This is a genomic window from Taklimakanibacter albus (genome assembly GCF_016595235.1).
Lineage (GTDB): Bacteria > Pseudomonadota > Alphaproteobacteria > Rhizobiales > Aestuariivirgaceae > Taklimakanibacter > Taklimakanibacter albus.
In genome coordinates this window covers 1,391,957-1,404,476 of the sequence record NZ_JAENHL010000007.1, presented here as the reverse complement: position 1 = coordinate 1,404,476, position 12,520 = coordinate 1,391,957, and the positions used below count along the sequence as shown (strand labels likewise).

Annotated in this window: 15 protein-coding genes and 1 pseudogene; 7 read left to right on the top strand and 9 right to left on the bottom strand. The window is 61.5% G+C overall.

What is annotated here, in order from left to right; genetic code table 11:
- Positions 1-83 precede the first annotated feature (83 nt).
- Genes JHL16_RS18275 through JHL16_RS18265 form a run of 3 tightly spaced genes read left to right on the top strand, consistent with a single transcriptional unit; the run spans position 84 to position 3,495 of the window.
- On the top strand, positions 84-1,430 hold the full coding sequence (locus tag JHL16_RS18275) for a lipopolysaccharide biosynthesis protein (protein WP_200186289.1): 1,347 nt from the start codon (positions 84-86) through the stop codon (positions 1,428-1,430).
- Positions 1,427-2,569 (top strand): GNAT family N-acetyltransferase, encoded by a 1,143-nt coding sequence (locus JHL16_RS18270; RefSeq protein ID WP_200186288.1) that lies wholly within the window; start codon positions 1,427-1,429, stop codon positions 2,567-2,569. Before JHL16_RS18275 ends, JHL16_RS18270 begins: the two co-directional genes overlap by 4 nt.
- The gene (locus JHL16_RS18265) at positions 2,566-3,495 is read left to right on the top strand and encodes a cupin-like domain-containing protein (protein ID WP_137857533.1); all 930 of its coding nucleotides are present in this window, start codon (positions 2,566-2,568) and stop codon (positions 3,493-3,495) included. The genes JHL16_RS18270 and JHL16_RS18265 overlap by 4 nt, the downstream gene beginning before the upstream one ends.
- Here JHL16_RS18265 and JHL16_RS18260 read toward each other — a convergent pair whose 3' ends face one another.
- From JHL16_RS18260 to JHL16_RS35540, 5 genes and pseudogenes are all read right to left on the bottom strand, one after another.
- Positions 3,496-4,596: a helix-turn-helix transcriptional regulator gene (locus tag JHL16_RS18260; RefSeq protein ID WP_200186287.1), complete on the bottom strand. Its 1,101-nt coding sequence runs from the start codon at positions 4,594-4,596 to the stop codon at positions 3,496-3,498.
- 162 nt (positions 4,597-4,758) lie between these two features.
- Positions 4,759-5,469, bottom strand: coding sequence for an outer membrane protein (locus JHL16_RS18255; protein WP_200186286.1), 711 nt, complete (start codon positions 5,467-5,469; stop codon positions 4,759-4,761).
- Positions 5,470-5,611: 142 nt separating this feature from the next.
- Positions 5,612-6,460 (bottom strand): cytochrome c, encoded by an 849-nt coding sequence (locus tag JHL16_RS18250; protein WP_200186285.1) that lies wholly within the window; start codon positions 6,458-6,460, stop codon positions 5,612-5,614.
- 69 nt (positions 6,461-6,529) lie between these two features.
- Positions 6,530-6,982 carry a c-type cytochrome gene (locus tag JHL16_RS18245; RefSeq protein WP_200186284.1) on the bottom strand — a complete coding sequence of 151 codons (453 nt, stop codon included), beginning with the start codon at positions 6,980-6,982 and terminating at the stop codon, positions 6,530-6,532.
- Positions 6,983-7,193: 211 nt separating this feature from the next.
- A pseudogene (locus tag JHL16_RS35540) lies at positions 7,194-7,241 on the bottom strand (hypothetical protein); the annotation flags it as partial.
- Positions 7,242-7,250: 9 nt separating this feature from the next.
- Between JHL16_RS35540 and JHL16_RS18235 the strand changes: the two are divergent.
- Entirely contained in the window at positions 7,251-7,400 is a 150-nt protein-coding gene (locus JHL16_RS18235) for a hypothetical protein (protein ID WP_200186283.1), read from the top strand.
- Between the two features lie 169 nt (positions 7,401-7,569).
- On the opposite strand, the gene JHL16_RS18230 is transcribed toward JHL16_RS18235, so the two are convergent.
- Together JHL16_RS18230 and upp are read right to left on the bottom strand one after the other, a co-directional pair.
- Positions 7,570-7,968 carry a response regulator gene (locus JHL16_RS18230; protein WP_200186282.1) on the bottom strand — a complete coding sequence of 133 codons (399 nt, stop codon included), beginning with the start codon at positions 7,966-7,968 and terminating at the stop codon, positions 7,570-7,572.
- A 242-nt stretch (positions 7,969-8,210) separates the two neighbouring features.
- A complete protein-coding gene (gene upp / locus JHL16_RS18225) occupies positions 8,211-8,858 on the bottom strand; it encodes a uracil phosphoribosyltransferase (protein ID WP_200186281.1) in 648 nt (215 codons plus the stop codon).
- A 94-nt stretch (positions 8,859-8,952) separates the two neighbouring features.
- Here upp and JHL16_RS18220 point away from each other — a divergent pair, with 94 nt between their 5' ends.
- Complete coding sequence (locus tag JHL16_RS18220) at positions 8,953-9,753, top strand: DeoR/GlpR family DNA-binding transcription regulator (RefSeq protein WP_200186280.1); 801 nt, start codon at positions 8,953-8,955, stop codon at positions 9,751-9,753.
- Positions 9,754-9,925: 172 nt separating this feature from the next.
- On the opposite strand, the gene JHL16_RS18215 is transcribed toward JHL16_RS18220, so the two are convergent.
- Positions 9,926-10,321: a hypothetical protein gene (locus JHL16_RS18215; RefSeq protein ID WP_200186279.1), complete on the bottom strand. Its 396-nt coding sequence runs from the start codon at positions 10,319-10,321 to the stop codon at positions 9,926-9,928.
- Positions 10,322-10,872: 551 nt separating this feature from the next.
- Here JHL16_RS18215 and JHL16_RS18210 point away from each other — a divergent pair.
- Both JHL16_RS18210 and JHL16_RS18205 read left to right on the top strand, forming a co-directional pair.
- Complete coding sequence (locus JHL16_RS18210) at positions 10,873-11,109, top strand: hypothetical protein (RefSeq protein ID WP_200186278.1); 237 nt, start codon at positions 10,873-10,875, stop codon at positions 11,107-11,109.
- Positions 11,110-11,236: 127 nt separating this feature from the next.
- Positions 11,237-11,545: a hypothetical protein gene (locus JHL16_RS18205; protein ID WP_200186277.1), complete on the top strand. Its 309-nt coding sequence runs from the start codon at positions 11,237-11,239 to the stop codon at positions 11,543-11,545.
- 527 nt (positions 11,546-12,072) lie between these two features.
- On the opposite strand, the gene JHL16_RS18200 is transcribed toward JHL16_RS18205, so the two are convergent.
- On the bottom strand, positions 12,073-12,474 hold the full coding sequence (locus tag JHL16_RS18200) for a helix-turn-helix domain-containing protein (RefSeq protein ID WP_200186276.1): 402 nt from the start codon (positions 12,472-12,474) through the stop codon (positions 12,073-12,075).
- Positions 12,475-12,520: the final 46 nt, after the last annotated feature.

The window sequence follows — 12,520 nt, the reverse complement described above, 5'->3', positions numbered from 1 at the left end:
CCGTTAACCATCCCGCCAAAGGGAAGCTTAGGCATTGGCCCTTACCTTGCGCCCAGTCTGAAAGGCGAAGGCGCTAGGGCGGAATGGATCGGTTGCTGAAATTGATGCCGTCGACTTTGCGACGGCAGGCCGAGACGCTGCTCACCGGCAGCGGCGAAGGCGCGCGCTCGGGCCGTGGCGCCCTGACGGCCTTCGCCATCCGCATCGTTTCGGCCTTGCTCGCCTTTGTCAGCCAGATCCTGCTCGCCCGCTGGATGGGCGCCTTCGAATTCGGGGTCTTCTCCTATAGCTGGGTGTGGGTGCTGGTGCTGGGTTCGCTGGTATCGATCGGCTTCGCGACCTCGGTGATCCGCTTCCTGCCCGAATATCGCGAGCAGGGAAGATGGGATCTCTTCCAGGGCTTCCTGCGGGCCGGACGCGTGATCGTCATCCTGCTCGGGGCCGTCATCGCCACGTTGACCGTGCTCTTCATCGAGGACTGGAATGGTCTCCTCGAGCCTGTCTATGTCGTCCCCTTGTGCATCGCGCTGCTGAGCCTGCCCGCCTATGGCCTCACCGATTTCCAGGACGGCGTCGGGCGCGCGCAAGGCTGGATCGATCTGGCGCTCATTCCGCCCTATATCGTGCGGCCGCTTCTGCTCTTCGCCTTCATCGGCATCTTCTATTGGGCGGCGCGTCCGCCTGATGCCGCAACGGCGGCGCTGGCCCTGGTTTTCGCCTGCTGGGTGACCGCCATCGTGCAGTATCTCGCCTTGCAGCGACGCCTCAAGCTGGCGGCGCCCAAGGCGCCATCCAGTTTCGCGCTCAAGCTGTGGCTGCGCACGTCGCTGCCGCTCTTCATGATCGACGGCTTCACGCTCTTCATCCTCAATCTCGATGTGCTGCTGCTCGAATATCTGCGTGTGCCTCCCGACCGGATCGGCATCTATTTCGCGGCACTGAAAACGATCTCGCTCATCGCCTTCGTGCATTTCTCGATCAGCGCGGTGGCGATGCCACGTTTCGCCGCTCTCCATGCGCGTGGCGAATTGGCGGAGCTGCGCGGTTTCCTCGCCCGCATGCAGGCCTGGTCCTTCTGGCCCTCACTCCTCGGCGCCGGCATCCTGCTCATTCTCGGCAAACCGCTGCTCTGGCTCTTCGGGCCTGACTTCATGGCCGCCTATCCGGTGATGTTCATCCTGGCCATAGGCCTCCTCATCCGCGCCTATGCCGGTCCGGCGCAGAACTTGCTTGCCGTCTCCGGGCATCAGGACAAGGCGGCAATGATCTTATTTGCAACACTTCTGCTCAATGGCGGATTGGGGTTGGCACTCATCCCGCGATGGGGCATCGAGGGGGCGGCGGTCGCCATCTCCGCCGCTTTCGCCTGCGAGGCCATCGCCACCCTTATCCTTACGAAGCGTCTTTTCCCAACCGAGATACGGCCATGAATATGATGGTGGTGATGTCGAGCGCGGAAACCATCAGGGTCGAGAAGCTCACCAAGCCGGCGGAGATCGATGGACTCTCGGCGGCCTGGCGGTCGCTTGGCGCCAACAGCTTCGCGCCGGCAGGCTCCTTTCTGCAGCCCTGGCTCGCCCCGGCGCTCAAAGCCTATGGACCGAAGCACCCCGCCGAAATACTGGCGCTGTGGCAGGGCAACGAACTCTGCGGGCTGTTTGCCCTCCAGACCGGCGGCGGCCCCCTCAAGCGGGCCTGGGTCTCGCCCTTGAGCTTCTCAGGCACCCCGCTGATTGCAGCGCATGACCCCGCTTCGGTGCTTCAGGCCTTTCTCGGCGCCCAGCGTGGCCGCGCCATCCAACTGCGCACGATCCCGGCTTCCGGCCCATTTTGGGACATGCTGGTCACTGCCGCTGCGTCAGTAGGCGGGGCCGTCGAGATCCTGAACCGCTGGGAACGCGCGGCGCTTGCGGCACAGCCGAGTTTCGAAGACTGGTTCTCAGGCAATTTCGAGCGCAAGCGGCGCAAGGAATTTCGTCGGCTGCGGTCAAGGCTCGGCGAGGAGGGCAGGCTCGAGAGCCTTGCCTGGGCGCCGGGCGACCCGGTCGATCCCTGGGTGGACGAACTGATCGCGCTCGAGGCGCTCGGCTGGAAAGGCCGGCGCGGCACGGCTCTTGCTACCGATGTCGTCATGGCAAATTCATTCCGTGACGCGCTTCATCATCTGGCCGGCGAGGGCAGCCTCCGGTTCTGGAAGATCGCCTTCAACGGCAAGCCGATCGCCATGATGTCGGGCATCGTCAAGGGCGACCAAGGCTGGCTCGGCAAGATCGCCTATGACGAGAGCTTCGCGCGTTATTCGCCAGGGGTCATGCTGATCCTCGATGCGACCGAGAGGCTGATCGACAAGGAGCGTCTGGCGCTCGTCGATTCCTGCGCCATTCCGGGCCATCCGATGATCAGCAATATCTGGCGCGACCGCATCGCGCTTTGCGATGTGATGATCCGCGGGCCCGGGCTGCCGGCGCCGGCTTTCCGGCTGCTGGTCGAAGCCGAGAAGGCGCGTGTCGCGGCGCGCGCCATGGCCAAGAGCTTTTTCTATCGCGTTATGAGGAGAAAAGAATCATGAGCATCGTCACCTTCGACGCGCAAGTGGCGCGCGAGAAATTCCTCAAGGCCCCCTTCGCGCTCCAGCACGGCCTCGCCGATCATCCGCTGTTCACGCTCGAGCGCCTGATCCAGCTCGCTCAGTCGATGCCGCGCGACCGCATCGAATATAATTCCGGCAAGCTGCTGCCCGGCCAGAAGCCGGAAGACATCCCGACCATCGACATGGCGCCGGCTGAAGTGATCAAGCGCATCGAGGAAGCCAATGCCTGGATGGTGATCAAAGGCGTCGAGGTCGATCCCGATTATGCGGCGATCCTCAAGGGCTTCGTCGATGCGGCGCAAGCGGCGGCCGGCAAGAAGGCGGACGATTACAGCGACCTACAGGGCTACATCTTCGTTTCGTCGGCCAATTCGACGACGCCCTTCCATGTCGACGCCGAGGAGAACATCCTGATCCAGATCCGCGGCGACAAGTTCGTCCATATCTTCGAGAACGGCGATCGCACGCTGATCTCCGAGGAGGCGCTGGAGATTTCTCCCTCGAAGCATCGCAACCAGCATTACGATCCGTCCTTCGAGGCGCGTGCCCAGGTCTTCGCCATGAAGGAGGGCGATGCGGTGCATCTGCCCTATATGTGGCCGCATTGGGTGCGCACTGGCGGGCGCTATTCGGTGTCGATGGCGATGACCTGGAAGACGCCGGAGGTCAACCGCCTCAACAAGATCCGCCTGATGAACGGCACGCTGCGCCATTTCGGCTTGCCGCAGCGCGCACCCGGCGTCTCGCCGGCGATGGACGGCATCAAGGTCGCCGCCCATGACGCAATGCGCGCCGTCATCGATCCGTTGCGCAAGTCGGAAGGCATGCGCCGCCTGCTGCGCGGCGCCATCTATGGCAAGAAGGCCAATTACTACTACGGCAAGGACGAGAAGAAGCCCGTCTGATCATCTTCTTTGCAAAGGCTGGACGTTCTTCAGCAGGGCCACGAGCTGGCTCTGCTGGCGCATTCCGGTCTTCTGGAAGATGTTCTCGAGATAATGCCGCGCGGTGCTGAAGCGGATATCCTGCAGCTCGGCCGCTGACTTGAGCGATTGGCCGGCGCAGAGATTGGCGGCGAGGCGCGCCTCGGCCGGGGTGAAATTGAAGATCGCCCGCAAATGCACATCGAAGCCATCAGGCAGTTGCGGCGCCACTTCACGCAGTATGACCGCCGCCATCGGTTCCCAGGCCGGGCCGAAGTCCTTTCGGTTGGCGAGCGGCGTCACCGAGATCATCAGATTGCCGCTCCTTCCATTCAACGCGGGCTGACGGAGCAGGAGATCGAAACTCGCCGGCATTTCGCCGGGCGACGCCATACGCGCATCAGCGATGGCGCCACGCAATACTCCGTCATTGGATGATGTCGAGACCAGGCGTCCGGCCTCGATCCGCAAGCCGCTGCCGGGCCGCGACAGCAGCGCTTCGGCGTTTTCGTTCATCTCGATGATATGCTGCTCGGCGCCGACCAGCAGAATGCCGAAAGGCAGCTGATAGAAGGAAGACGTCAATGCCTGCGCGGTCTGCCTGTGGCGGCTGATGCGCATCGCACGCGTGAGATGTGGCAACAGCTGCTGCAGCAGCGTGATCTCGGCAGCGCCGAATTCCTCCTGCTTGCGGCCGCGCTGGACATTGAACGCCCAGACGGACGAGTCGGAAATCCAGATCTTGCAGAACATGCCGCCATACATGTCCTGCGGCGCCATCCATTCATTCCAGTAGCGGCTGGTGCGCAATGCGTCACGGTCGAACAATGTGCGGTCGGTGAAGACCTTGCCGGTTTCAGCCCGCATCGCGCTCTGAATGAAGGGGTTTGCTTCGGTCGCGAATTCCGCGACGAAGCTGTGCAGGAAAACCGGGTCGGTTCCCATGGTGATGAGGTCCTGGGGGCCGATATCGGGGCCGTGGCGCACGAAATTCGCGCTCGAACCGTGAAAGAGGCGGCGCAGCGTTTCGATCGCCACTGTCCATTCCACCTCGCCGGCGGCAGCGCCATAGAGAGTGTCCATGGCATTCGCCATGCCGTCCGAATAGCCCCCAAGCATACAAGCCGCCCCCAATGCGTCTGCCCCGGTTCTCCGGTTGCGCCAGAGTTCCCCTTACCTGTGACGAAAAAAGGGCGCCCACTGTGAGAGGCGCCCTGCAAAGTCTACGAGGGAGAGACTCTTCTTCTAGAAGTGCCAGCTCAGGCCGGCGCGGACCGCATGGAAAGCGGTGTCGGCCTTGCCATCATCATCGTCGCCATTGTCGGCATCGATGTCGCCAAGATCGGTATAGCGATATTCGATCCGGGCGCTGAGATCGTCGGTGACGGCATATTCGATGCCGCCGCCCAGCGTCCAGCCCCAGTTCGTCTCGCTATTGCTGGCGAATTCATCGCCATCGCTGTCCTTCAAGGTGAGCTCGACGCCGCCGACAGCCAGACCACCGGTGGCGTAGAAGAGTGCGCGGTCCGCCGCAAATCCGGCGCGCAATCTGAGCGACCCCAGCCAGTCGATCTCCTGCTCGACCTCGCCGACCTTGATTCCATTGCCGTTGATGACATCGGTGTCGCCGTTGATGTCGGCGAATTCGATGTCGCCCTCGATGCCGAGAACCAGGGCGTCCGACTGCCAGTTATAGCCGGCATGGAGGCCGCCGACGAAACCGTCGAGATCCATATGCCCGTCACGGCCATTCAGCACCGCGGCGCGCCCGAGCACTTCTTCCGTCGATTCCGTCCCCGTCGAGCTGACATCGTTTTCGCCCCAGGCATAACCGCCCTGGAGGCCGACATAAGGCCCGGTCCAGTCATAGGCTTCAGGCGCCACAATATCGGCGGCCTGCGCGGCCGAGACGACGAACAGCGACGCGGCGCCGGCCAAAAGCACGTTCTTCAGCATGGAAATCCCCCGGAAAAGATAGTCTGCAACCTGGCCGGAAGATAACCGGGGAATGGCCGGTGCGCCTACCCGGCATATGACGGGGCTCCGACCGCTTTTCGGACGGGTGTGATAATTAGGCCACAGGAGCAGGTCGCCCCACTTATTTCAGGCTGACGAGATATTCGGCGATGGCCTGCACGTCGGCTTCCGGCAGCTTCGACAGATTGGTCTGGACGGCGCCCATGCCGCCCGAGGACAGCTTGTCATAGCCGAAGGTCTCGCCGAACTGCATGGCCGAGACGAGGTCCTTGGCGTCCTTGTAGCGGCCACGTTCGATGAGGCCACGCAGCGAAGGGACATTGCCGTCACCTTCGGGATGCGGACCGCCGGCGAAGGCGCGCGTCTCATCGAGTGTCATGAAGAGGGTCCGTGGCGTGTGGCACTGGGCGCAGTGGCCGGGACCGTTCACCAGATAGGCGCCGCGGTTCCAGCTCGCCGTCTCTCGCGGGTCGGGTTGCCATTTGGCCGTGGAGAGGCCGAGATAGTTCCACAGGCCGACACCGCGACGGAGGAAGAAGGGCAAGGGAATATCATCCGGCTTGTCCTCCGCCCGCACCGGGGTGAGCGACATCAGAAAGGCGCGAATGTCGAGAACGTCCTCGGTGCGCATGAGCGCATAGGACGTATAGGGGAAGGCCGGTATGGCGTGGTCGCCTGAGGGCGACAGGCCGCGTTCGAGCGCGTTGACGAAATCGAGCTCGCTCCATTTGCCGATGCCGGTTTCCGGGTCGGGCGTCAGATTGGGCGGAAACAGCGTGCCGATCGGCGTCTTGAGCGGTGCCCCGCCGGACGGCAGGCCGGCATCGGCGGAAGCATTGGCGGGATCGGGTCTATGGCAGTTGAGGCAGCCGCCGATATTGAACATCAGCGCGCCGTTGGCGAGATCGGCCTGATGCTGGGGAATGGCGTCCGGGCCTAAAGGCCTTGGCGCCGAGAGAAACCAGAACACTGCTCCGCCCAGCAGGACGAGGCCTGCCAGGCCGAGCAGCGTCGATCGTTTCGTAACAGCCAGGTTGAGTTAATCCTTCGGCCGGCGATATTTGGTGTGGCAACCCTTGCAGCCTTCGCCGAGACCGGCAAGTGCCGTCTTGAAGCCCGCCTCGTCGGTGGTCGCCGCCATGGCCTCGACCGCTTTCAGCGCCGTATCCTCGGCCGCCTTGACGCCTTCCGGGTCGCTCCAGATCTCAGGCTTGGCATAGGTCTCGGGCGGACCTTTTTCACTGCCTGGGGTGAAATTGGCGAAAGCCTGCTTCATGCCGGCGAGCATGGCATCGGCGTTGGTCTTGACGACGGCCGCATCGTATGGGGCTTCGCCCTTGGCGATACCGGCGAAGGCGCCCATGGCCTTGCCGACCTGTTTCATCCCCGCCTGACGGTCCTCGATCGGACCGGCAAGGGCAAAAGTGGCGCCCAGTCCCGCCAGGACGGCAAGAACAGGCATCGTCTTCAAGATTGTGGCTGGCTTCACCATGTATGTCTCCCGAATGGCATTGGCTCGCAACAGGAGTATACGCACAGGAACCTGTGGCAATTTCATCACGAATTATTGTTTTTTTCCTTCGCCATGAAATGGCCCGGCTTCAGCCGCGCGAGCGCCCGTCTCGACTCCCATCTTTACTCATGAACGCAGAATGAACCGCTCATTCGGATGTGAGTCAGTCATTGCGGCGTAGTAACAGGTCTTAGGTAATTCTTAGATTTAGCGTGTTATGAGCAAAAATACCGAAGGAGAAGAAGTTATGCGTAGCCTCGAGGCGTCAGACCGAACGGAGCCCTATCAAGGGCATGTCAACCGGCCGGCACGTGTGAGCCCCGAACTCGCGGAATTCCTCCATATGCTGAATTCGCTCGAGAATCATCTGGTCGAGAAGACCAACAGAACGGACTGAGCAGCTTCGTCCGTTGCCAGCCTGCGCCATGGCGCAGGCTTCACTTTTTGTCATCATGCTTAACAATGCGTGATCGGCCGCGCGGCGAAGAGTTCCGCCCTTGCGCGCAAAGCGTCAAGCTCTCAAACAATTGAAATGATGTTGGCGAGCGCCCGCTGAAAGGCGGCGTTCAGCGCAGGATCTTCTGGATCGCCGACTGCAGCTCGCTGCGGCCCGCGGGCTTGGGCAGCGCCATGTCGAAACATTCATGCCAGTTGCCGCCCTTGTGCCAGTCGGCGAGATAGGCCGAGAGCGCCATCAGGGGGGTGCGCGCGGCACATCCGCCCAGAGCACGGATCTCGCGCGCCGCGATCATTCCGTCCATCACCGGCATTTCGATATCGAGCAGAACCAGATCATAGGTCTGGGTGCGCACCTGCTCCAGCGCTTCCTCGCCATGCTCCACCGCATCGACATCGCAGCCCATGCGCCGCAGAAGTGCCGCGGTCACCAGGCGTACCGTGTCGGAATCCTCAGCGAACAGGATGCGCGGCCGCGATCCATTGGTGCATTTGAGCTGGGTCTGCATTGTCGGCGCCATATCCTGTGTGGTCTTCTGTTCTTGGGCGTTCCCTTGTCGCGAAAGTCGAGCAACTTTCGCGGGGAGCGCTCTAGGGACCGGATTGTGCCTGCCAATTCCTGCCTAAATATTGTCGAAACCAAAAAGCGCAACGCATAGCTAACGAAGGGTAACTGACGCCGCGGCATCAATTCCTTGTCGCTTGGATGGCCGGGTCGAGCCCGGCCATATGCTTTTCCTGCCGATGCGGCTTACTTCGTCCCGAACATGCGGTCGCCGGCATCACCCAGGCCCGGCACGATATAGCCGTGGCTGTTGAGCTTGCGGTCGACCGCGGCGGTGAAGATCTGCACGTCGGGATGATCGGCATTCACATGTTTGATGCCTTCCGGCGCCGACAGGAGGCAGACGAGCTTGATGTCCTTGGCGCCCTTGTCCTTCAGGCGCTGGATGGCGGCCGACACCGAATTGCCGGTGGCGAGCATCGGGTCGACGACGATCACGCGGCGCTCGGCGATGTCCTCGGGCACCTTCATGTAATATTCGACCGGCTGCAGCGTGTCGGGATTGCGGTATATGCCGATATGGCCGACACGCGCCGAGGGCATCAGATCGAGCATGCCTTCGAGCAGGCCGTTGCCGGCCCTGAGGATCGAGACGATCACGAGCTTCTTGCCCTTGAGGATGGGCGCCTCCATCTCGGCGAGCGGCGTCTCGATGGTCTGCGTCGTCATCGGCAGGTCGCGCGCCACCTCATAGGCGAGCAGCAGGCTGATCTCGCGCAGCAGCTGGCGGAACACCGCCGAGGGCGTGTGCTTGTCGCGCATCAGGGTCAGCTTGTGCAGCACCAGCGGATGGTCGACGATGACCAGGTTCGCGGGCAGATCGGCTTTGCTCATGGAGGTCTCCTTAACCGCCTTTTCTTAGAGGGTCGGGCGCTCTAAACTCAAGCCGGACTGTGGGCAAATTCGCCTTCATCCACCGGAAAAGCCCATGACATCGCTCAATTTCCGCCAGCATGAAATCCTGCTCATCGCCCGCCAGAGCGGCAAGGTGACGGTCGACGGACTGGCCGAGCGTTTCGACGTCACCCCCCAGACCATCCGCAAGGACCTGAACGACCTGTGCGAGCAGCGGCTCCTGACCCGTACCCACGGCGGGGCGTTGTTGTCCTCGGGCGTCGAAAACGTCGCCTATGAAGCGCGCCGGCTGCTGGCCGAATATGAAAAGCAGCGGATCGGCGAGCGGGCGGCACAGCTCATCCCCAACAACTGCTCGCTCTTCGTCAATATCGGCACGACGACCGAGGAAGTGGCGCGCGCCCTCGTGAAGCATGAGGGGCTACTCGTCATCACCAACAACATCCATGTGGCGACCACACTGACGCCGTGCCCGGGCGTCGATGTCATCGTCATCGGCGGCATGGTCCGGCGCTCGGATGGTGGCATCGTCGGCGAGGCGGCGGTCGATTTCATCCGCCAGTTCAAGGTCGATTACGCGGTGATCGGCGTGTCGGCGATCGACGATGACGGGGCGCTGCTCGATTTCGACTATCGCGAAGTGCGCGCGGCGCAGGCGATCATCGCCAATGCCAGGCGCACCATCCTGGTCTCGGACGCGATGAAGTTCACCCGGTCGGCGCCGGTGCGCATCGGGCATTTGAGCCAGATCGATACGTTCGTGACCGACCAGCCGCCGCCCGATACGATCGTCGATATCTGCCGCCATCACGGCGTGACGCTCGAAGTGGCGCAGGCCGCGGAAGAGCCAGCCAGCGGCTTGTCGGCGGCCTGATCCGCTGTTCTTCCGCTGTAAATAACAGCGGAATTATCAGGGGATTATCAGCGGATCTGCAGGGATTTGCAGGGATCTTCGAGAAGGCGGCGGAACAGCGGAATGGTCCCTGTCAACGCGATCTTCGCAATTTCCAACAAATGTGCCCGAGGAATCAAGGGCAGTCGGCGGTTCAGCGAGGTGTATCCTTGAAGGGCAAAGCGACGACCTGAAATTCGTCTTCGTAGAGAATGTAGCCGGGCCGCGTTGTGCGCAGCTCCTGCACCTGGACGCCAACGCCGTCCAGCAGGTCTGCTATTCGGCGTAAGCGTCTCATGTGATCGGCCGCCGATGAGCGAATCCAGCTGATTCCCGAATGTTTTCCGTTGTGCTGTCGTGACGCTGCGAAACGATCGGGGACCGGCAGATTGTCGCTGAACCAGAGGAGGAGATCGCAAAGCTCGTCGTGGCGGCCGGAGGCAAGCCAATTCTCCCGACGCGCTTTATATGCGCTCGGAAAGATACCGGTGCGATGGCCATAGGGTAGATGGCGGCCATCCGTCACGAAGCGGATCAGATCGTCTGCCATGGGCTTGTCGATGGTTCATCAGGTGCCTTTCGCGCTGTTGCATAGTCAAAACCATTGGGAAAAGCCAGCTAAAACAAGGCCCTGAGAATGGCCTCCGGGAGAGTGATGTCACCCGACAGTTTACCTGGCACGTGGGGGACCATGCGGGATTGACCGGGATTAACCGGGACCACGCGGGCGAAACTCAATAGACACAAGGCTTTTGCAGCCATCGGGGCGCATCCAAAACGACGCGCGCGAGATGCTGTACCGGCGACAGAATTCCCCGTGGAGGCTGCCAGAACGCGTGGCACGGCCGATTAAGGCCCTATGCCACGGAAACCCCGTTAAAAAGGGCCTCGAAGCGCCCTCAACCGGCCTTCGATCGGTCGGCTTGGCAGGTCAGACGAGGTGGAGAACTGGCCTGAAAGCAGGTCAGATGACACCTAACAGGCCAGATGGCCGATTTCGGCTTAGAATTTAGTGACTTAGGGCGAAAGGCGGGCCTAAACTGGCCGGTGAGAACTGACCTGCTCACTAATCGACTTTCAGCCAGGCGCGAGGGTGCCGCGATGCCCACCTATACCCAGGAACATGAGGTCTATCACGGACTGACAAGGCGGGATCGGCCGGTCAGAGTATTCGTCACCTGCCCAATGCAAGTGATCGAGCATCTGGACACCGAAATTCTGGCGAATATCGCGATCGACATGGCCGACAAGGGCTTCACCATCATCTTCAAGGTAGAGGAGATCGAGGCCGCTAAAAATACACGTCCGACGGGGCGGAAAAAGAAGCGGCCAAGATGAGGGAACGTTGCCTGATCGACGAGTTCCCAAAAGTCGCCTCGGCGGCACCACAATACTCGGCTCGCTGCTTGTCACAGCGAGCCTTTTTCATTTGACTTGATGGTCCGGCCGTTCTCAGTCTGTTCCGATGGACTGGTTTCATCGTTTAGACCTTCACCGGATCGATCCCGATACCCTTACCTTGCGAAGGGTGTTCGAGATGCAGCTCAACTATCAGATTGAGCTGGTGCTGATCTGCAGGACGCCCGATTGCCGGCGACGAGCGAAGGTCGACATGATCACACGCATCGACAAATACGGCTCCGCTTCGACGCTGGGGCATATGCGCAAGCGATCGCGCTGCAGCGGATGCGACATGCCCGAGCCTGATGCTTACTTTTTGATCGAGAGCCCGCGCCGATTCGAAGATCAATGGTTCCCGCGCCGGCCATCTTGAAGGTGGTAATATTGTCCGCTTGGTCCCCATGAGTAATTGCCTCGCGCATAGCCTGAGAAGGAAGTGACGGAAAAACCGAGCACGAGCGCATGCACCACCGCGACGATGATCGCGAGAGCTGCGCAGTAGAAGAATTTGCGGCGGTAGGGCCAGGGAGGCGGAGGCGGGCGCGGCGCTAGACCATTGTGCGCTGGCTTTGCCGATCTCTTCCGGCGTCCGCGCGCTCCTGGCTTCCTCGGCGAGCGTCGTCGAGCGGACGGCGGCGGAAGCTCGGGGCGATTGTCATTCGCCGTCCGCGCCGCAATCAAAATTTGACGCACCTCATCCTCGAAAGACACTGCCAACGACCTCCTCGGTCAGCCGGCAAAACGAATCGTGCTGACGAGGCGGAACGGCCGGCGAGGAATTCTCACTTCTGGTTAGATGGGCAGCAAGGCCACATCTCCCCGTCACGAACAGGCAGAGGAATTCAGCGTTAACCAGGATATGTCGGAATTCTTCGAATTATTACTAGTTGTGATTTTGCGTCAGCCGACCTTCTTTGCCGACGCGGCGGGTATTGGACTCGCGGTCAGCTTCAGGTGGCGATTGTAGAAGCCGGCGATCAAGCGCGCCTTCGAATCGGTGTCGAGCTTCGGCGTTTCGTCTTCGATCGCCCGGACGATTCCTGCGAGAATCTCGGCATCGATTGGTGCCGGCGCGGCGGTGCGCTCATCTCCGTCGGCGAGCCAATCAAGGCTTATGCCGGTCACTTCGCGGACGCGAATCAACAGGTCCAGATCCGGCGAGCGTTCCTCGCTTTCATAAAGGCTCCAGCTGGTCTTGTTACTGCCGACCTGGGCAGCAAACGCGACCAGCGAGGCGTTTCCTCGCGCCTGCCTAAGCCTTTGCCCCACATCGCCTTTTTTTCTCTTCTTCTTATCGATCACAACTCATTTCCCTAAACGCGGAAATACCCGTTGAGAGAGGCAACGA